The sequence below is a fragment of the Gluconobacter sp. Dm-74 genome, assembly GCF_018256135.1.
GTDB lineage: Bacteria > Pseudomonadota > Alphaproteobacteria > Acetobacterales > Acetobacteraceae > Gluconobacter > Gluconobacter cadivus.
This window is the reverse complement of sequence record NZ_JAERLX010000002.1, coordinates 413,549-430,999: the sequence shown is the minus strand read 5'-3', so window position 1 is coordinate 430,999 and position 17,451 is coordinate 413,549. Positions and strand designations below refer to the sequence as shown.

Here is a 17,451-nt window from a genome sequence, read left to right as displayed (position 1 = left end):
CATCGGGCAAGAAGTGGTCTGCAATATAAAGCCTGCGGCCGGTTGGTCGGGCGGGATGTATAGCGGTGCGGTTAACTGAGCATGACCTTGCCGTCTCAAAGGAGAGGTCCATGACCAGTTTTGCCGAACTCAAGCTCGCCGAGCCAATTCAGAAGGCTCTCGCAGAAGAGGGTTACACCACCCCTACGCCGATTCAGGCCGGGGCCATTCCCTATCTGCTGGAAGGCCGTGATCTTCTGGGTCTTGCCCAGACCGGCACAGGAAAAACCGCAGCATTTGCCCTGCCGATTCTGAATCATATCTTTTCAAGCCGTCGTCCTGCGCCGCCTAAGGGCGTTCGGGCTCTGGTTCTGGCGCCGACGCGAGAACTGGCATCCCAGATCGGCGAAAGCTTTGCTGCTTACGCACGGCACATGAAATTTTCCTACGCTGTCGTGTTCGGCGGCGTGGGGCAGGGGCGGCAGATCGAGGCAACGCGCCGCGGTGTGGACGTTCTTGTGGCCGCGCCGGGCCGTCTGCTTGATCTGATCGGGCAGAAATATATCGACCTCTCCAGCCTTGAAATTCTCGTGCTTGATGAAGCCGACCGCATGCTGGACATGGGCTTCGTGCGCGACATCCAGCGCATCATGGCCCTTCTGCCCAAGCAGCGTCAGACCCTGCTGTTCTCGGCAACCATGCCGCCGTCCATCAGCGATCTGGCGCATTCGCTGCTGAAGGACCCGGCGACCGTTCAGGTCACACCTGAATCCAGCACCGTTGATCGCATCAATCAGGCCGTGATGTTCGTTGATTCGAACAGCAAGAAAGATGCGGCTCTCATGCTGCTGGAAAGCCCGAGCGTTGCCCGGGCCGTGGTCTTTACGCTGATGAAGCACGAAGCCAACAAGGTCGCCGAGTTCCTGAACAAGAACGGGATCCGTGCGGAAGCCATTCACGGCAACAAGTCTCAGGGTGCGCGCGAGCGCGCCATGGCGGGGTTCCGCAGCGGAGCCATCAAGGCACTGGTGGCCACCGATATCGCGGCGCGTGGTATTGATGTGGACGAGGTCAGTCACGTCTTCAATTACGACCTGCCCAACGTTCCGGAATCTTACGTCCATCGTATTGGCCGGACCGCACGTGCCGGACGTGAGGGTTGCGCAGTGTCGCTGTGTGATGCCGAACAGCGTGCATGGCTCAAGGATATCGAAAAGAAAATCGGCAAGCCTATCCCGGTCGTGACCGATCATCCTTTCCATTCCGAAGAAGCACGCCTCTCCACCCAGCGTCCGCCCGTTCTTGGTGGGGGGCGTGGTGGCGGCGGCGGAGGTGGACGCCGCCGTTCGGGACCGCCGTCAGGTGGTCGTCCGGGTGGCGGACGTGGAGGCGCTCCCAGCCGTAGCGGTCATCGTTCCGGCCCACGCTGATCTGTCTTTGAAAATATTTCCTGAAGAGCCCGCTTCTGCACAAATGCAGGAGCGGGTTTTTTTATATTGCTCGCGCCCGCACCAAAGACCATGATCCTTATAGAGTAGGGAATTCCATTTTAATAAATAACAATGACTTCTGTCAGTTCATACCAACTCTATCGCCCAGGTTTGACCTGACCAGCATGAGGATTGATGGATACCAGAAGAAACGGCTGTTGACTGCGGGATTGCCCCTGATGGAACATCGGAAGACGATCCAGTTGCGCGACGGGCAGCCAGAGACGACCGTTCAGAGCAAGGCAAGGTGCATCCGCCCAGTGCAGACGTGGGTCCGAGATCAGTCTCGTGATCTTTCCAGAAACGTCTTTCCGATAAACGCCGTTATCCTTCAGATTGGTGAAGTAAAGGTTTCCGGCAGTGTCCATGGTGCTGCCCCCGATTGGAGGTAAATCTGCCCAAGGCTTTACAGCCGCAGACAGATCGGTTGACGATATATTGGGATCGTCAAGAAGTGCTGTCGGAACTTGAGACCACGGCCCTTCAAGCGGCCCGAAATACAGCCATTTCCCGTCCGGACTGACTTCCAGCGGATCGACATTCACCAGAAGTGGCTGATGCAGGCGGCTCTCCACGACGTGCCCATCCATGACAATCGGCCGATCTTTCCGTGCGCGTGTGGAAACATCGTTGTCCAGAACACGACGTGCCTGACCTGTTTTGATATCAAGAACGATCAGCGCTGCCTTGCCCGCATCCGTCAGATAGGCGTGCGTTCCGTTGAAACGGATATCGTCGATATAACTGCCTGCCTTCGCGATTTCTGGGCCCAGAGGATAGATCCGCAGCACATGGCCTGTTGCCGGATCAATGCGGACCAGTTTGGCTCCGGCAGCTACGGAGGCACCTCCAAAAGACGGAGTTCCCGTATCAACAACCCAGAGCGTGCCGTCAGGAGCAACGTGGAGAGCATTGACGCTGACAAACCGATGCGTTGCATCCTGCCCGGGTTTCCAGCCATTCCAGTCAGCATCTGGAAAAGGCTTTATCTTTCCATTCTTTGTCAGAAGACCCACGGCCGGTCCGGAAAACCCGCTCCAGCGAGGGCCTGAGACAAACACATGACCGCCAGCAAGCGCTACGGCGTTCCAGTCTATTGCGTTAGTAGTCGCCTCAATCCTGATGGTCTGGGCACGGGAAGGATCAGGATGCCCGCATACCCCAACGAAACCCGTGAAAACGGCAATGGCGATCCTGCGCAGGCCTCTTTTTGAGAGAGCCTGCCGTGGACGTTGTGTCATGACTCCCATGATGTCAGATCCCGGCAATAAAACCGGAGGGCGTGCCGTCAGCAGGATCGACGAACACCACGTCGTCTGGAGCCCGTCGCGGCGTATCAATGGCCAGAAAAACGACTGGATGGCTCAGAATGCGGGGTACGGCATGCACGGCCCGACGGGGGAACACCAGAAGATGGCCGGGGGCAAACGGCGCCTCCTCCTTGGGATCATCAATCCAGAATGTGCCTGTCCCGGAGAGGACATGAAGCACTTCATCGCACTGGGTATGATAATGCGGTGGCACATCCCGGTAGATCCGGAAGACCCGGATACTGGCTTCCGGCTTGTCCGTCAGATAAGTGTCCAGCAGCATCGTGTCTGCCGTTTCGGGAAACGCCGTCGCAATTTTATTGAGATCGAAGCGACCTCCCATCCGGTTCAGGATCATCAGATGCTCTTTGTCATTCATGAGGTCTGCTCCTCTCAAATGCTTTGGCTGTTTTCGTCATGATTGCCTCCTTTCAGGCAGCAAAACCTTCGAGCACGATCTTGCCTTTGGCCTGACCGCTCTCGATCAGGGCATGTGCCTCCCGAAGATTGTCGGCAGTAATGAGCCCGAGATTTTTGCCGAGCGTTGTCCGAAGACGACCTTCATCCACGAGCCGCGACACGTCGTTCAGGAGTTTCCCCTGAGCGCTGATGTCTGCCGTTCCGAACAGCGAACGCGTGAACATCAGTTCCCAGTGCAGGGACAGGCTTTTGCGCTTGAGCGGTGCGGCATTGAGTTCAGCCGGATCATCAATCAGGCCGAAATGTCCCTGAGGGGCAAGAAGTTCGACGATCTCTGCCAGATGCCTATCCGTCTGCGTCGTAGAAAAGACAAAACCGGGGGCGCCCGCAGGAAGGGCAGCAACCTGTGCGGCCAGAGGCTTGCTGTGATCGATCACGTGATCTGCCCCGAGAGATGTGACCCAGTCCTGCGTTTCGGGGCGCGACGCCGTGGCAATGACCGTGATATCAGTCAGAACCTTGGCCAGCTGGATCGCCATGGAACTGACCCCGCCTGCGCCTCCAATGATCAATATGGACGGCGTCGTTCCCGGGACAGACCGACGAATGTCCAGACGATCGAAAAGCATCTCCCAGGCGGTGATCGCCGTCAGCGGTAAGGCTGCGGCTTCGGCCCAGTTCAGGGAGCGGGGTTTGCGACCGACAATCCGCTCATCGACCAGATGAAATTCGGCATTGGTCCCCGGACGATTGATCGCACCGGCATAAAAGACCTCATCGCCGACAGAAAAATCCGTGACGTCCGGTCCGGTTCCAACGACAACCCCTGCCGCATCCCAGCCCAGAACACGCCACTCGCCCGCGTCCGGTGTTGCATTGCGGCGGACTTTGGTATCAACCGGATTGACCGACACGGCCCTGATTTCCACCAGAAGATCCCGGCCCGAAGGGACGGGTTTCGGCAGATCGATGTCCTGAAGGGACGCCGGATTTTCGATGGGAAGCGGCGTCTGATAACCGATGGCCCGCATGATGTCTTCTCCTCTGTTGAATGAGGAGAAGAGTGAGCATTATGCTGTTTGCAGACAAGAACGCACTTTTAACGCCCATAGTGTCGGAAATGATACCGTTATGACCCGTATCCGCCATCAGTCGCTTGATTGCAGCCCCGGCTGCGCTGTTGAAGCAACGCTTCAGCTCATCGACGGAAAATGGAAAGGCGTGATCCTCTATCACCTGCTTCAGGGGACCCTGCGCTTCAACGCCATCCGCAAGCGCCTGCCCAACATCACCCAAAGAATGCTGACAACCCAGCTTCGCGAACTGGAGCGCGACGGGTTTGTCTTACGGACGGTCTACCCGGAAGTTCCGCCAAAGGTGGAATACAGCCTCACTCCACGCGGCCGAACCCTTGAACCCGTCATCATGGCTCTCAAGGCTTGGGGGGACGAACATACGGTTTTCAAGCCCGGTGCTGCGGACTGCAAAGGTCAGGACGAAGCATTTTTGCCTGTCATTGCCTCCTTTTCAGTCGCTGAATGAACACTCCGGAAATACTGGGTGAGAAGAAGCCATAGGGGATTTTCGATCCATCTCCATGGTTCGTGTTTCTTAGCGCGAAGTTCCACCATTGATGAGAGCTTGGGGAAGTATCAGCCCCATCAAGGCGACAAAGATGAGTAAAACCCCCACGCTTCCGAGCGCGATGGGGAGGTTTGCACTCTGGGCGACAAATCCCAGGGCTGCAGGGCCAACCAGAATTCCTGAATATCCGAGCGTTGTTATGGCCGACACTGCAAGATGTTCTGGCATGAAAGTCTGTCTTCCAACGGCTGAATAAAGCACTGGAACCACGTTGGCACACCCTGCGCCAACCAGTGCGTAGCCCACAAGGGTCAGCTGCCAGACCGGAAACATCGTCACCAGAAACATTCCCATGGCAGCCAGAAGACTTCCACCTACGACCAGCACACGGCCGGGGATGTGGCGAACCAGCCGATCTCCCAGCAATCTCCCGACTGTCATTGTGGAAGCAAACGCAACGTATCCTAGCCCCGTATAGCGCATCTCGACGTGGCGCACTGTCGCCAGGAAGACCGCGCTCCAGTCGATGGCAGCTCCTTCCGCAAGAAAGACGATAAAGCACATAATCCCTATGATCAGAACGATCCCATGAGGGAGAGCAAAGGCGGCCCCGGGGTCCGAACTGGTTCGCCCGGTCAGCAGACCAGATAGCGCCAGACATGCACTCAGAAACAGCAAAACAACAACCACAAGAGAGGCCTGAGTGGGCGTGAAGCCAAGGCTGAGCAGGCTGCTCACGCCTATGGCTCCGAGGAGGCCGCCTACGCTGAAAAGGCCATGAAAGCCCGACATCATGGTTTTCTGGCAGGCGCGCTCGACAATAACAGCCTGAACATTGACGACGCAGTCAATCGATCCAACCCCCGCGCCGAAAATAACCAGGGCAGCGACAAGAAAAGGCATAAAGTCTGAAGACGCCAGAACAGGCAAAGCGCAGCAGACGGCCAGGGTGGCCATTGCAATGATCCACCGGCAGCCGAAGCGTCCAGCCAGACTTCCAGCAATGGGCATGGCGATGATCGATCCCATCCCCAGACATAAAAGGAGCAGACCAAGATGGGCGTCTGTGAGGCCGCATCGCAGTTTGACATAGGGAATGATCGGCGCCCATGCCGCACCCGAAAAACCGGCGATGAGGAATGCCAAACGGGTTGAGTGCTGGGCCCGGAGCGAAGCTGGGTGAGGATTGCCCATCAATGACACGTCAAAAAACCTTTATTTTCATGCGGTAGGGAGGCCCTGATCAGAGGGGCTTCCGGCGTGATGTCACAGGGGCAAGCTGCCGGACCGTTTGATTTCGCGGATTGAGAAATGCGTATGCATTTCCTTGATGCACCCCAGCATCCGGATTTGCCGCATCGAGAGATTATGAAAATCGTCCATGTCCCGGACGATGATCTGTAGCAGATAATCATATTTTCCCGAGACATTATGACAGGCGATCACTCCGGGCATTTTCGAGACTGCGCTTTCAAACCCGGTCATCGTTTCTTCTGAATGGTCATCGAGCATGATGCTGAGAAACGCCAGAAGATTGAGGCCAAGCGCTTTTGCGTCTAACTCTGCATGGTATCCCGCAATGCAGTCGGCTTCCAGCCGCTTCAGCCGTTTCCAGCACGCAGGCGCGGAAATACCGACCCGCTGCGCCAGATCGCTGTTGCTCAGGCGTCCATCCGCCTGAAGCGTCTGTAAAATCGTACGGTCGATCTGATCCAGCTTTATCATCGGGCAAAGTTAATATTCTTTCCCGAATGCGTCCATGAAATCAGTTTTTTGAAAGCACATTTTGTCAGGGATTTCCTACGTTCAAAGGAAATGGAGACAAAATGACTAAGAAAATGAATGATCGCACGCTCCTGGCCCATGCTGCTGTCAATCCATCAGAGCATCATGGGTTCATCAATCCCGCCCTTTATCGCGGTTCGACTGTCGCCTTTCCCACGGTCGCTGCTCTGGCTGGGAGGACGCAGCCCTATCGTTACGGTCGATGGGGTAACCCAACCTCAACCGCACTGTGTGAGGCCATCAACGCGCTGGAAGGGGCTGTCGGCACGGTGCTCTGCCCGTCCGGACTGACCGCCTGTACCACAGCGATCCTAACGGTATGTGGTGCGGGCGATCATCTGCTGGTTCCCGACAGCGTTTACGGCCCGATCCGGCATTTCTGTGATACGGCGGCGCGACGGATGAATATCGAAACCACCTATTACGATCCCCGCATCGGGGCTGGCATCGCCGGGTTGTTCCAGCCCAATACCCGTGCCGTCTTCCTCGAATCTCCCGGTTCCGGGACGTTCGAAGTTCAGGACGTTCCCGCTATCGCCGCCATAGCCCATGAGCGTGATATCTGCGTTCTGATGGATAATAGCTGGGGAACGCCTCTGTTCCTGAAGCCACTGGAACTGGGTGTTGATCTGTCCATCATGGCGGCAACGAAATATATCGGTGGTCATTCCGACGTGATGCTGGGCACGATCGCCTGTGGCCCCCGGGCGTGGGAGCAGGTCAGAGACATGCATTTCCAGCTTGGCCAGTACGTCGGACCAGACGATGTGACGCTTGTTCTGCGCGGGCTTCGTACCCTCGATGTCCGTCTGCAACGGCATCAGGAAAGTGCGTTGACCATTGCACACTGGCTGGAACAGCGGCCTGAAGTCTCGCGTGTCTTCTATCCTGCTCTCCCGTCCCACCCGGATCATGCTCTGTGGCAGCGGGATTTCCGGGGGGGGCAGCGGCTTGCTGTCATTCGTGACCCGTAGTCCGTCATCCGATGCCGTGGCTGCTATGATCGACGGTCTGAAGCTGTTTACGATCGGCTATAGCTGGGGTGGTTTTGAAAGTCTGGCGCTGCCCGTGGATCCCCGCTCCCTGCGCACTGCAACACAATGGACGGAAACCGGGCATCTCATACGGCTGCATATCGGTTTGGAAGATGTCGATGACCTGATGGCTGACCTTGAAGAGGGTTTCAGCCGCCTGAGAGCGATGGAGGCGCAGAAAAACCTATGACAGACAGATCATGCCTGACCCGGCCGAAATGTCTGGTGCAGACAGCATGCGGAATTTATTCGCGTGCTGCCTGCACTCAATGATTTTTTATAACCCATCAGGATAGGAAGGATGTGTAAGACATATCATTCCCGGCTGGCACGCTTGGGTTAAGGAGAAACGGCATTATGACACTACACACTTGGTGGCTCTTTCTGGCAGCTGTTTTTCTACTCTCGGGCACGCCGGGCCCCAATATGCTGCACATTCTGTCGCGCAGTGTTGACCTTGGTATGAAGCGAAGCACTGCTGCCATGGCTGGCTGCCTCACGGCACTCGTGACCGTTTTGACAGCGTCATCTGTAGGATTAACCACGCTGCTTATGGCGCTTCCGGGCGCTTTCGAAATTCTGAGATATGTCGGTGTCGCCTATCTGCTTTATCTCGGCATCAAAGCGTGGCGCAGCGATGTTGCCCCTCTCGATGTCGGTGAGGACAAGCTCCCTGTGTCTCTCTCCCCGGCCATTCTGTTTCGGGGCGGCTTTATCATCGGTATCAGTAATCCCAAGCTTCTTCTGTTCGCAGCAGCTTTTCTCCCGCAATTTGTTAATCCCACTGCCGCACAGGCCCCTCAGTTTGCAATCCTTGTTGCGAGCTTCTCGGCTGTCGAATGTTTTTGGTACGTCATTTATGCCGCAGGGGGGCGTTCGTTATCCCATTATCTGACGCGTCCCTCCATCAAACGCATCTTCAATCGTGTCACAGGAGTGATTTTCGTGGGGTTCGCAGCTCTTCTTCTGAAAACCCGCCCCAATTGATTTTTCACATCAGATCCACGCTTCGCCTGAATGATGACGGTCTGTTTTTGCGCGCTTGAGTGATCGTTACGGATCAATGCTGGTTGGGTCTGGCCACGTCGCCAGCAGAATGGAGGGAAGCGCCGTCTCGATAAACGTGCCGATCGGATCTGGCGTATCGAACAAGAGTGCAGGGCGGCCTTCTATCACCATATGTGCCAGTCCATGAGCCGTTGCCATTGCACTGGCCATATGGGGGCGAAAGACACGGTGATGCAGATTGGGTGGTTCGTGTCCGAAATAGGCTGCTGCGGCATGGGCATAGTGTGTCAGTGCTTCAAAAGAAGCCTGTATCAAATCAGCGTCTTTGAAATCAATCAGATCAACGCGGCAAATAAGCCGGAATAATCCGGGATTACGTGCGGCGAATGTCACGTAGCCCAGAGCCTGCGTCCGCAGATCCTGAGCCGGCATTCCGGATGACGGGAGAGCATCCAGTTCCGCTCCGAGCTGCTTGAAAATCCGGATGGCAACAGCTGTCAGAAGCCCCTTTGTGCCATAGAAATGATGCGAGGGGGCTCCGGGAGAGACGCCAGCAGACTTCGCAGCTTTTCTCAGGGTAAACCCTTCAACGCCTTCGGCCCGGATGATGGCTTCTGATGCCACAATAAGCGCCGTTTTCAGATCACCGTGGTGATAGCTTTCCCGTGCTGTCACGCTCATATCACCTCCTGTGTGTTAATGTGAACATCGTTCAAATTGATGGTCGCTTCAATCTATGCAATGTTCAGATTGAGAAAGCACTCCACTGGGATACGTTATATGACACAGCGCGCACTGATCGTAGGCCTCGGCATTGGCGGCATGTCTGCTGCCATCGCCTTAAAGCGTCAGGGCTGGACGCCTGTGATTGTCGAACGTGCTCCCGAGCGGCGGAAAGGTGGTTATTTCATCGGTTTGCGCGATGAGGGAAAAAATGCCGCCTCGGCTTTGGGTGTTCTGGATGTCATGGAAAAAAGAACCCCGGAAAACATTCGTTTCTGGGATGTGCGTAAGGATGGCACCCGCAGACGCATTGCCGATCTGACGCAAGAGACAAACGCGCCGATTGCCGTACTGCGAGGGGATATCGAAGAAGCTCTCTGGTCCGGAATTGAAGGAAAGGTGGACGTCCGGTTCAGCACTGTCCCTTCGGCAATTGTGAATGGCGATACACAGGCGCAGGTCATACTCCGAACAGAAGGCGGTGAGGAAACGACAGAAACCTATGATCTTGTGATTGGCGCTGACGGGGTGCGCTCGACCGTTCGCAAACTTGTTTTTGGACCTGATGAGGCATTCTTTCATTCGATTGGCACAATGCTGTGTGCTTTTCCGTTGGCGCGCCCCGTTGAGGGCTTCAGAACTGGCGATGGCCTTATGGTCGCGGATGTAAAGCGCACTTTGACCGTCTTTCCTCTGGAAGGACGCCCTTCAACCGCACTTTTCTCGTACCGAACCAGAAATCCGGAAAAAGCTTCCAGAACAAATCCGCTTTCCACGCTGCGCCAGATATTTGCCGATCTGGATGTGAGCGGGATTATTTCCAAAGCTCTTGAGGATCTGGCAACAACAGACGACTTCCTTTTTGATTCCGTTCAGATGGTCAAAATGCCCCGATGGTCGAAAGGTCGTGTTCTGCTGCTTGGGGATTCAGCCTGGTGCCTGACACTGTATTCAGGCATGGGGGCTTCAGCCGGGATGCTTGGTGGACAGGTCCTCGGCGAAGCTTTCGCGGCTTGTTCGCAGGACATTGATGGTGCGCTGAAAATGTTCGAGGCCCGGATGCGTCCATTTGTCCGCAAGCATCAGAGATTCATCGCTCTGCGTTCCCAGTTGTTCGTCCCGTCAAACCGCTTTTCGCTCTGGGGGCGCCGTGTTCTGTGGCAGATCCTGCTGCGCTCCAGGAAATACCTCTTCCGCAAGAATGCATGAGGAAGGGGAAGGCAGGGCTGATATAGTCTATCTCTAAACCAGACCTTTCGTTTGTCTCTGAAAGCGGACGTTTGCCGAGAGATTGGGTGGCCGCCCGTGAGGCGCAGCATCGCAGTTTTATCGATTTTCATGGCGAATAAAAAAGGCATTAAGGGCAAGAAACGGAGTTCGTGAGGGCACCGAAGGCGACATAAGAATCCGTCTTTATCGCCAGGAATTTTTCGATGAACGATCCGCATCTCACGATTGAGCCGTCCATTCTTTATCTGGGGACTCCAGTTGTCCTGATCAGTACGGTTAATGAAGACGGAAGCTCTAATCTTGCGCCGATGTCAGCCGCGTGGTGGCTAGGCTGGAGAGCTATGCTAGGACTTCAGACGGCGTCAAAAACCCCACAGAATATGTTGCGAACAGGACAATGCGTTCTCAACCTGCCATCTCCGGCGCAGGCTGATGCAGTGAACAGGCTTGCTCGCCTTACTGGAAGCAAAAGCATTCCTGAATTCAAACAAAAACTGGGCTATACTTACGAGCCGTCCAAATTTGAAGTTGCGGGCCTTACCCCCCTCGCGTCTCAAACGGTCAACGCGCCTCGTGTTCTGGAATGTCCAATTCAACTGGAGGCCGTTCTGGTCGCGCAGCACGGTATCATGGACGATGACCCTCAGGTTGCAGGCCTCATCTCGGCTTTCGAAGTGCGTATCACGCGTGTCCATGCGCATCCGGATATCCTTATGAAAGGATACGAGAATAGAATTGACCCGGATAAATGGCATCCTCTCATCATGAACTTCCAAAAACTGTACGGAGTTTCTGATGCTCAGATCGTGCCATCCCGTCTCGCCGAAATTGATGAAACAATTTATCGGATGCCTGATGTGGATCGGGCGCGTACAGAAAAGAACTGGCTCTGATGAAGAGCGCCGCAGCCGTGACAATGGCCTGTCGCCTTATCGAGGAAAGCGAAGAAAGCCTTTCCCTGACAGATCTTGCGCAGGCGGTTGGCCTGAGCAGCAGCTATTTTCATCGTACTTTTAAAGCCCATACCGGGCTTACACCCAAGGACTATGCTACCGCACATCGTGCAAAGCGCGTTCGCGCGGCATTGGCGCGCGAGGCAACCATCACCAATGCGATCTACGATTCCGGCTTCAGTTCCAGTGGTCGGTTCTACGAAACGTCTCGTGCCATGCTTGGTATGACACCGTCACGCTACCGCAAAGGCGGAGCCGACGAAGATATTAAATTCGCGATTGCAAAGACAACGCTTGGTGATCTTCTCGTGGCCTCAAGTGCTGCGGGGGTGGCCGCTATTTTGCTTGGTGATGATCCTGAAGTGCTCCTTCGCCAACTCCAGGATATGTTCCCCAAAGCGCACCTGCTCGGTGCCGAAGCGGACTATGAAGCGGTTGTGTCTGAAGTCGTAGGATTTATTGAAGCACCTAAAATCGGACTTCACTTGCCGCTGGATATCAGAGGCACAGCATTTCAGCGCAGAGTATGGCAGGCCCTTCGCGATATTCCTTTTGGGGAGACGCGGTCTTACACTGCTGTTGCGGAATATATTGGTCTGCCACGTGCCACACGGGCAGTGGCAAAGGCCTGTGCGGCTAACAAGTTGGCTGTCGCAATTCCATGTCACCGCGTGATTCGCCGTGACGGCTCTCTGTCTGGTTATGCATGGGGCGTGGACCGTAAAGAGATCATACTGGACAGAGAGAAATTGCAAAAAGAGAAGTGATCGTAAAATTATAACAATTAAAATCAAATCCTAATTTTTTAAAGTAATTGTATGTTTGTGCGTTAAGGGTATTATTGATTTATAGATACAAAATAAATGCCCTTTTAGTCTGTGATGCGCTTCAGAGCGAACCGCATTGCACACCGGGAACCCTCTGGAAATCCATGTGCCTGCTCCCTGTCGAGGATGGATATCAGGCGCTGATTCAACTCGTCATGCGTAAGGATCACGAAACCCATTTTGGAGTAAAATGGTGCATTCCACGGAATTTCCTGAAAAGTAGTCAAAGTTATATCTGCCAGCTCTTTGCGTAGAGCCCAGTGTTTAAGATGTTGTAGTAATGCTTTCCCGATCCCGCATCTCTGCCAGGACGACGCGACTGACATTTCAAGAATATGGACGTCCTTATGGTTCACAGAAGCTGTCAGAAAACCGACAGCCATATCTGCTGTATCCACAGCTACCCAGCATGTCTTTGTCTGTATAGAGCTTCGGTGCGCCTCCTCTGGCATCGTCTCTGAGGTCGCAATCCAGGCCAGTCCCGGCACAGATCTGAAAGATTGTGCTGCAGAAAGTTCAATGGCAGGCAGTTGCTCTATGTCCGTCAGGCGTGCGTCACGGATCTGAAAAGTTTGCTTCTGGACGCGTGAATTCATGTTCAGGACTCTGCTGAGGCGTGTTGGCGCATATATACCGACGATATCAGGTAATGCTGGGCGGTATAGATGACAGGGCCAGAAAGCTGAGCGCCAGTAGCGTTACAAAATGAACTGAAATGGCATCAACCTCGCAGAACTGATCGTGCAGTTTACCCAGATTTGTGATGGCAGCCTGATGCCTTATCTTATTAAGACGACTGCCTTTTGATGATTGTTGCGGGATATAGTGTGCCAAGACCAGCGGGGGTGCCGAGGGAAAATCGCGCTCAGTCTCTGCTGTATCCTTCATGCCGCTTGCGGGCTTCTGCCTGGCGTTGCTTGCGGATCAATAGAGGATCGCGCTGATAGGGAGTTCCCCGAAAACCTCAGCACGCTTTGGGTGCTTGAATATCGCGCACCCCTGCGAGATTCAGGACCGAATGTGACGGGATATCATGAAACTTATCTTGGTGGCGGAGAGGGTGGGATTCGAACCCACGGTACGCTTCCACGCACGGCGGTTTTCAAGACCGCTGCCTTCAACCACTCGGCCACCTCTCCATCCGGCAGACTTCATCTGAAGAATTCTGTTCGGATCTGGATGCTTCATGCGACGGGAAGCATTTGCCGTCAAGTCGCTATGTTACATATACCCTGTCTTCTTACTCTTTGAAACGGAGGAGGGGGAACTCAGCAACATTGAAGCATGCCATCTAGAACGTCATGGAAGGCGCCTTGTGCGTTTCCGGCTGCCATAACCTCCAAGGATATGACGTCCATGACGATCCTTCGTCCTGTTGTTTTTCTTCCCGTCATTGCGGCTCTGGGCCTGATGGGAACTCCTCTTGTGGCTTCGGCACAGGCGCATCATGCGTCTGATTGGGTTCAGCCTCCTCCGGGAGGTCCGCGTGGCGCTCCTGGCCGTATGATGCCTCCTGTTCCTCCCGGCGTTACGCTGACGGCGGCTCAGAAAACAAAGCTCAAGGCCATTTTTGAAAAGGCTCATCAGGATGAGCGCGCGCTCCGTCTCGAAGGGCGGGCGATCGAGGACAAGATCCACGATGCCCTGAGTGCCGTTGGAGACCTGGATCGCACAGCGCTTACGGATCTGAGCGGACAGGAGAATGCTCTCAAGGCGAAAGTCTCCGCGCTGCATCTCGAAACTATGGAGCAGCTTCATGATCTGCTGACGCCTGCCCAGCGCCAGCAGGGCAAGGAGACCATGGACAAGCTCAAGGCGCTTCATGAACAGATGAAGGCTCTGATGGGGCATCCGCCAGAAGGCGAACCGGACGACATGCCCTGAAAACCGAGGTTTCTGCGTCTATCGCTTGACGCCTCTGCGGCAAGGCGATAGACGAACTCTGTTTCCGGACACGCCACCTCGCGAAGACTCGCGCAGTGGCGTGTTTCTGTTTGCTTTTAAGGTGACCCGTTGTTCGATCAACTCTCAGGCAAGATGTCCGGTGTCCTCGAAGGGCTTTCCAAAAATGGGAAGCTCTCGGAGGCTGATGTCACCGAGGCCATGCGTGAAGTACGTCTCGCCATGCTGGAGGCAGACGTTGCTCTGCCTGTGGTGCGGGACTTCGTCAACAAGGTTCGCGAGCGGTCTGTCGGGCAGGAAGTGCTGGAAAGCGTTTCTCCCGGTCAGGCTGTGGCCAAGATCGTCAACGATGCCCTGATCGACGCATTGGGCGGGGCAGGGGCTGTTCCGCTGAACCTGTCCGCCAATCCGCCGGTACCGGTGCTGATGGTGGGCCTGCAGGGTTCGGGCAAGACCACGACCTCCGGCAAGATCGCCCTGCGCCTGTCCGGTCGCGAGAACAAGAAAGTCCTTCTGGCCAGCCTTGACGTCCAGCGTCCGGCCGCGCAGCTCCAGTTGCAGCAGCTGGCTGAGCGCGTCAACGCCAAGACGGGTCGCGTTCAGGCTCTGCCGGTCATTGCCGGGCAGTCGCCTGTCCAGATCGCAAAGCGTGCGCTCGAGACCGGTCGTCTCGAAGGTTATGACGTCGTTATTCTCGATACGGCAGGCCGTCTGTCCATCGACGAAACGCTGATGGATGAAGTGCGGGAAATCCGCACGCTCACTAAGCCTGCCGAAACGCTGCTGGTCGTTGACGCGATGACCGGTCAGGACGCCGTCAACACCGCGAAGGCCTTCAACGAAGCTGTTGGCATTACCGGCGTTGTCATGAGCCGGATGGACGGCGACGCCCGCGGTGGCGCGGCCTTGTCCATGAAGGCCATCACGGGCGCGCCGATCAAGCTGACCGGTTCGGGCGAGAATCTCGAAGCGCTTGAAGAATTCCATCCCGAGCGTGTCGCCGGCCGTATTCTCGGTCTGGGTGACGTTGCCGGGCTGGTGGAACGTGCCGCCGAAACCCTCGATCACGAGGAAGGTGAGCGCGTCGCCAAGAAGATGCTCGCGGGCAAGTTCGATCTGGATGACTATGTGTCCCAGATCAACCAGATCAACCGCATGGGCTCGATTTCCGGCATTCTCGGCATGATGCCGGGGATGGGAAAAATCAAGGATATGCTGGGTGACAAGGAGCTCGATACGTCGATCTTCAAGCGTCATAAGGCCATCATTTCCTCGATGACGAAGCAGGAGCGCAAGACGCCGGAGATCATCAAGGCGTCCCGCAAAAAGCGCATTGCGGCAGGTTCGGGAACCACGGTTCCGGAGATCAACCGTCTGCTCAAACAGTTCAACGACATGTCCACCATGATGAAACGCATCAGCAAGATGGGCCTTGGTGGCCTGATGCGCGGCATGGGTGGTGCAGGAGGTCTGGCGGATCTGATGAAGGGCATGGGTGGCCCCGGGGGGAAACCCGGTGGACGCCCGCCTTTCGTCTGATCTGTCCCGTTTTTTACAAGTTCTGTCTCTCAGGAGTATTTCATGAGCCTCAAGATCCGCCTTGCACGTGCAGGTGCCAAGAAGCGTCCCTACTACCACATCGTTGTTGCCGACAGCCGCAGCCCGCGCGATGGTCGTTTCATCGAGAAGGTTGGTTCCTACAACCCGATGCTGCCGGCTGATCACGCCGACCGTATCCGTCTGGTTGACGAGCGCATCAAGCACTGGCTGTCCAATGGTGCCCTCGCCACGGACCGTGTTGCCCGCTTCCTCGGCAATGCAGGCCTGGCTCCGAAGCCGACCTACAACGAGCAGCCCAAGCAGTCCGCTCCGAAGGCGAAGGCTCAGGAACGCGCCAAGGCCGCCGCTGCCGCTGCTGCGGCCTGATTGAGCCGCTTTTCAGGAAGCCCGAGACGTGCCCCGCTTCAACCCTGACAGCGATGTCCTGATTGCCACCGTCGGTCGTCCGCACGGTGTCCGCGGTCTGGTGCATCTTCATGCTGCCACAGATGATCCGGCTTCGGTCGAGACGCTGGGCGTGCTGCATGACGGGCAGGGCAGGGCATGGACGGCACGCTGGATTTCGGCAGGTGTGGCTGCACTGACGGATGCCGAGGGTCAGGATCTCCCTGACCGTACGGCCGCCGAACGTCTGGTCAATGCCAAGCTGTATGTTCCGCGGACCGTTCTTCCGGAAACCGGAGACGACGAATTTTATCATGCTGATCTGATCGGTATGACGGCTGTCTCGGAAGAGGGAGATGTTCTCGGGACGGTATCGGTCGTTCACGATTACGGCGCAGGCGTCAGCCTCGAAGTGGATCGTGGGCTGATCGTGCCGTTCACGCTGGCCTGTGTACCGCGCGTTGATCTTGCGAAACGGGAAGTGACCCTTGTCCCTCCTGTTGAAGTCGAGGTTGAGGGGGATCTCTCCGGCGAGGTCCAGGTGCGGGCATGAGCTGGCGCGCGGACATCCTGACCCTTTTCCCCGACATGTTCCCGGGGCCGCTGGGGTTCTCCCTTGCGGGCCGGGCGCTGGAGCGGGGGATCTGGTCCTGTGAAGCGCATGATCTGCGCCAGCATGGACTAGGACGTCATCGGGCCGTCGACGACACGCCGTTCGGTGGCGGAGCTGGCATGGTGATGCGGGCAGACGTTCTGGATACGGCCCTCTCGGCGCTTCCCGCGCTGGATGGTCGTCCAGTCGTCTACCCGACGCCACGGGGCAAGCGCATGTCGCATGAAGATGCGGAGCGCCTGTCGTCCGGGCCGGGGGTCGTGGTTCTCTGTGGGCGCTTCGAAGGCGTGGACGAGCGCGTTCTGGAGAAGCACGATATCGAACAGCTCTGCATGGGCGACGTCGTGCTGTCGGGCGGGGAAATTCCTGCCCTGACTCTTCTGGATGCGTGCGTCCGGCTCCTTCCCGGCGTCATGGGGTCAGATGTCAGCGGTCAGGACGAGAGCTTCGCCGAAGGGCTTCTTGAATATCCACAATACACCAAGCCGGCAGTGTGGGACGGGCGGGACGTGCCCGACATTCTTCTCTCCGGCAACCATGGTGCCATCGCCCGCTGGCGCCATGAACAGTCAATCGCCGTCACGAAGGCGCGCCGCCCGGACCTCTGGGATGCGTATCTGGCACGACAGCAGGTCCATTGAAGTTTTGT

Annotated in this window: 21 protein-coding genes and 1 tRNA gene; 13 read left to right on the top strand and 9 right to left on the bottom strand. The window is 56.3% G+C overall.

Annotation, left to right across the window (positions count from 1 at the left end; all coding sequences use genetic code 11):
* Positions 1-110 precede the first annotated feature (110 nt).
* Entirely contained in the window at positions 111-1,409 is a 1,299-nt protein-coding gene (locus JK208_RS05215) for a DEAD/DEAH box helicase (protein WP_211574589.1), read from the top strand.
* Between the two features lie 158 nt (positions 1,410-1,567).
* On the opposite strand, the gene JK208_RS05210 is transcribed toward JK208_RS05215, so the two are convergent.
* From JK208_RS05210 to JK208_RS05200, 3 genes are read right to left on the bottom strand one after another with little or no spacing between them, the layout of a single operon-like run.
* A complete protein-coding gene (locus JK208_RS05210) occupies positions 1,568-2,710 on the bottom strand; it encodes a major royal jelly family protein (RefSeq protein ID WP_249201944.1) in 1,143 nt (380 codons plus the stop codon).
* 13 nt (positions 2,711-2,723) lie between these two features.
* Positions 2,724-3,158 carry a cupin domain-containing protein gene (locus JK208_RS05205; RefSeq protein ID WP_206035323.1) on the bottom strand — a complete coding sequence of 145 codons (435 nt, stop codon included), beginning with the start codon at positions 3,156-3,158 and terminating at the stop codon, positions 2,724-2,726.
* Positions 3,159-3,210: 52 nt separating this feature from the next.
* Positions 3,211-4,230, bottom strand: coding sequence for a zinc-binding alcohol dehydrogenase family protein (locus tag JK208_RS05200; protein ID WP_211574587.1), 1,020 nt, complete (start codon positions 4,228-4,230; stop codon positions 3,211-3,213).
* Positions 4,231-4,330: 100 nt separating this feature from the next.
* Between JK208_RS05200 and JK208_RS05195 the strand changes: the two genes are divergently transcribed.
* Positions 4,331-4,741 carry a helix-turn-helix domain-containing protein gene (locus JK208_RS05195; protein WP_211574586.1) on the top strand — a complete coding sequence of 137 codons (411 nt, stop codon included), beginning with the start codon at positions 4,331-4,333 and terminating at the stop codon, positions 4,739-4,741.
* 69 nt (positions 4,742-4,810) lie between these two features.
* Here the strand turns inward: JK208_RS05195 and JK208_RS05190 are convergent, their stop codons facing one another.
* Together JK208_RS05190 and JK208_RS05185 are read right to left on the bottom strand one after the other, a co-directional pair.
* Positions 4,811-5,977, bottom strand: coding sequence for an MFS transporter (locus JK208_RS05190; RefSeq protein ID WP_249201943.1), 1,167 nt, complete (start codon positions 5,975-5,977; stop codon positions 4,811-4,813).
* Between the two features lie 72 nt (positions 5,978-6,049).
* On the bottom strand, positions 6,050-6,508 hold the full coding sequence (locus tag JK208_RS05185) for an Lrp/AsnC family transcriptional regulator (protein ID WP_211574584.1): 459 nt from the start codon (positions 6,506-6,508) through the stop codon (positions 6,050-6,052).
* Between the two features lie 101 nt (positions 6,509-6,609).
* On the opposite strand from JK208_RS05185, the gene metC reads away from it, so the two are divergent.
* The 3 genes from metC to JK208_RS05175 all read left to right on the top strand — a co-directional run bounded on the left by metC (position 6,610) and on the right by JK208_RS05175 (position 8,589).
* Complete coding sequence (metC, locus tag JK208_RS05180) at positions 6,610-7,542, top strand: cystathionine beta-lyase (RefSeq protein WP_349291961.1); 933 nt, start codon at positions 6,610-6,612, stop codon at positions 7,540-7,542.
* On the top strand, positions 7,532-7,792 hold the full coding sequence (locus JK208_RS16135) for a PLP-dependent transferase (RefSeq protein ID WP_349291960.1): 261 nt from the start codon (positions 7,532-7,534) through the stop codon (positions 7,790-7,792). The genes metC and JK208_RS16135 overlap by 11 nt, the downstream gene beginning before the upstream one ends.
* Positions 7,793-7,959: 167 nt before the next feature.
* A complete protein-coding gene (locus JK208_RS05175) occupies positions 7,960-8,589 on the top strand; it encodes a LysE family translocator (RefSeq protein ID WP_211574583.1) in 630 nt (209 codons plus the stop codon).
* A 66-nt stretch (positions 8,590-8,655) separates the two neighbouring features.
* On the opposite strand, the gene JK208_RS05170 is transcribed toward JK208_RS05175, so the two are convergent.
* Entirely contained in the window at positions 8,656-9,291 is a 636-nt protein-coding gene (locus JK208_RS05170; RefSeq protein WP_211574582.1) for a TetR/AcrR family transcriptional regulator, read from the bottom strand.
* A gap of 99 nt (positions 9,292-9,390) precedes the next feature.
* On the opposite strand from JK208_RS05170, the gene JK208_RS05165 reads away from it, so the two are divergent.
* The 3 genes from JK208_RS05165 to JK208_RS05155 all read left to right on the top strand — a co-directional run bounded on the left by JK208_RS05165 (position 9,391) and on the right by JK208_RS05155 (position 12,283).
* A complete protein-coding gene (locus tag JK208_RS05165) occupies positions 9,391-10,542 on the top strand; it encodes an FAD-dependent monooxygenase (protein ID WP_211574581.1) in 1,152 nt (383 codons plus the stop codon).
* A gap of 224 nt (positions 10,543-10,766) precedes the next feature.
* Positions 10,767-11,456 carry a flavin reductase family protein gene (locus JK208_RS05160; RefSeq protein ID WP_211574580.1) on the top strand — a complete coding sequence of 230 codons (690 nt, stop codon included), beginning with the start codon at positions 10,767-10,769 and terminating at the stop codon, positions 11,454-11,456.
* The gene (locus tag JK208_RS05155; RefSeq protein WP_211574579.1) at positions 11,456-12,283 is read left to right on the top strand and encodes a bifunctional transcriptional activator/DNA repair enzyme AdaA; all 828 of its coding nucleotides are present in this window, start codon (positions 11,456-11,458) and stop codon (positions 12,281-12,283) included. Before JK208_RS05160 ends, JK208_RS05155 begins: the two co-directional genes overlap by 1 nt.
* Positions 12,284-12,387: 104 nt before the next feature.
* On the opposite strand, the gene JK208_RS05150 is transcribed toward JK208_RS05155, so the two are convergent.
* The 3 genes from JK208_RS05150 to JK208_RS05140 form a co-directional block, all read right to left on the bottom strand.
* Positions 12,388-12,939 carry a GNAT family N-acetyltransferase gene (locus JK208_RS05150; RefSeq protein ID WP_211574578.1) on the bottom strand — a complete coding sequence of 184 codons (552 nt, stop codon included), beginning with the start codon at positions 12,937-12,939 and terminating at the stop codon, positions 12,388-12,390.
* A 46-nt stretch (positions 12,940-12,985) separates the two neighbouring features.
* The gene (locus JK208_RS05145) at positions 12,986-13,231 is read right to left on the bottom strand and encodes a hypothetical protein (RefSeq protein ID WP_211574577.1); all 246 of its coding nucleotides are present in this window, start codon (positions 13,229-13,231) and stop codon (positions 12,986-12,988) included.
* A 161-nt stretch (positions 13,232-13,392) separates the two neighbouring features.
* Positions 13,393-13,482 (bottom strand) — tRNA-Ser (locus JK208_RS05140).
* A gap of 217 nt (positions 13,483-13,699) precedes the next feature.
* Here JK208_RS05140 and JK208_RS05135 point away from each other — a divergent pair.
* From JK208_RS05135 to trmD, 5 genes are all read left to right on the top strand, one after another.
* Positions 13,700-14,227 carry a Spy/CpxP family protein refolding chaperone gene (locus JK208_RS05135; protein WP_249201942.1) on the top strand — a complete coding sequence of 176 codons (528 nt, stop codon included), beginning with the start codon at positions 13,700-13,702 and terminating at the stop codon, positions 14,225-14,227.
* A gap of 129 nt (positions 14,228-14,356) precedes the next feature.
* Positions 14,357-15,784, top strand: coding sequence for a signal recognition particle protein (ffh, locus tag JK208_RS05130; protein WP_211574576.1), 1,428 nt, complete (start codon positions 14,357-14,359; stop codon positions 15,782-15,784).
* A gap of 42 nt (positions 15,785-15,826) precedes the next feature.
* Entirely contained in the window at positions 15,827-16,171 is a 345-nt protein-coding gene (gene rpsP, locus JK208_RS05125; RefSeq protein ID WP_062029531.1) for a 30S ribosomal protein S16, read from the top strand.
* Between the two features lie 28 nt (positions 16,172-16,199).
* Positions 16,200-16,742 carry a ribosome maturation factor RimM gene (gene rimM, locus JK208_RS05120; protein WP_211574575.1) on the top strand — a complete coding sequence of 181 codons (543 nt, stop codon included), beginning with the start codon at positions 16,200-16,202 and terminating at the stop codon, positions 16,740-16,742.
* Positions 16,739-17,443 carry a tRNA (guanosine(37)-N1)-methyltransferase TrmD gene (gene trmD / locus JK208_RS05115; protein WP_062109737.1) on the top strand — a complete coding sequence of 235 codons (705 nt, stop codon included), beginning with the start codon at positions 16,739-16,741 and terminating at the stop codon, positions 17,441-17,443. Before rimM ends, trmD begins: the two co-directional genes overlap by 4 nt.
* The last annotated feature ends 8 nt before the right edge of the window (positions 17,444-17,451 follow it).

Coding starts and splice junctions, on each gene's coding strand:
- JK208_RS05215 (WP_211574589.1), top strand. CDS start 111: ATGACCAGTTTTGCCGAACTCAAGCTCGCCGAGCCAATTCAGAAGGCT.
- JK208_RS05210 (WP_249201944.1), bottom strand. CDS start 2,710: ATGACACAACGTCCACGGCAGGCTCTCTCAAAAAGAGGCCTGCGCAGG.
- JK208_RS05205 (WP_206035323.1), bottom strand. CDS start 3,158: ATGAATGACAAAGAGCATCTGATGATCCTGAACCGGATGGGAGGTCGC.
- JK208_RS05200 (WP_211574587.1), bottom strand. CDS start 4,230: ATGCGGGCCATCGGTTATCAGACGCCGCTTCCCATCGAAAATCCGGCG.
- JK208_RS05195 (WP_211574586.1), top strand. CDS start 4,331: ATGACCCGTATCCGCCATCAGTCGCTTGATTGCAGCCCCGGCTGCGCT.
- JK208_RS05190 (WP_249201943.1), bottom strand. CDS start 5,977: ATGGGCAATCCTCACCCAGCTTCGCTCCGGGCCCAGCACTCAACCCGT.
- JK208_RS05185 (WP_211574584.1), bottom strand. CDS start 6,508: ATGATAAAGCTGGATCAGATCGACCGTACGATTTTACAGACGCTTCAG.
- metC (WP_349291961.1), top strand. CDS start 6,610: ATGACTAAGAAAATGAATGATCGCACGCTCCTGGCCCATGCTGCTGTC.
- JK208_RS05175 (WP_211574583.1), top strand. CDS start 7,960: ATGACACTACACACTTGGTGGCTCTTTCTGGCAGCTGTTTTTCTACTC.
- JK208_RS05170 (WP_211574582.1), bottom strand. CDS start 9,291: ATGAGCGTGACAGCACGGGAAAGCTATCACCACGGTGATCTGAAAACG.
- JK208_RS05165 (WP_211574581.1), top strand. CDS start 9,391: ATGACACAGCGCGCACTGATCGTAGGCCTCGGCATTGGCGGCATGTCT.
- JK208_RS05160 (WP_211574580.1), top strand. CDS start 10,767: ATGAACGATCCGCATCTCACGATTGAGCCGTCCATTCTTTATCTGGGG.
- JK208_RS05155 (WP_211574579.1), top strand. CDS start 11,456: ATGAAGAGCGCCGCAGCCGTGACAATGGCCTGTCGCCTTATCGAGGAA.
- JK208_RS05150 (WP_211574578.1), bottom strand. CDS start 12,939: ATGAATTCACGCGTCCAGAAGCAAACTTTTCAGATCCGTGACGCACGC.
- JK208_RS05145 (WP_211574577.1), bottom strand. CDS start 13,231: ATGAAGGATACAGCAGAGACTGAGCGCGATTTTCCCTCGGCACCCCCG.
- JK208_RS05135 (WP_249201942.1), top strand. CDS start 13,700: ATGACGATCCTTCGTCCTGTTGTTTTTCTTCCCGTCATTGCGGCTCTG.
- rpsP (WP_062029531.1), top strand. CDS start 15,827: ATGAGCCTCAAGATCCGCCTTGCACGTGCAGGTGCCAAGAAGCGTCCC.
- trmD (WP_062109737.1), top strand. CDS start 16,739: ATGAGCTGGCGCGCGGACATCCTGACCCTTTTCCCCGACATGTTCCCG.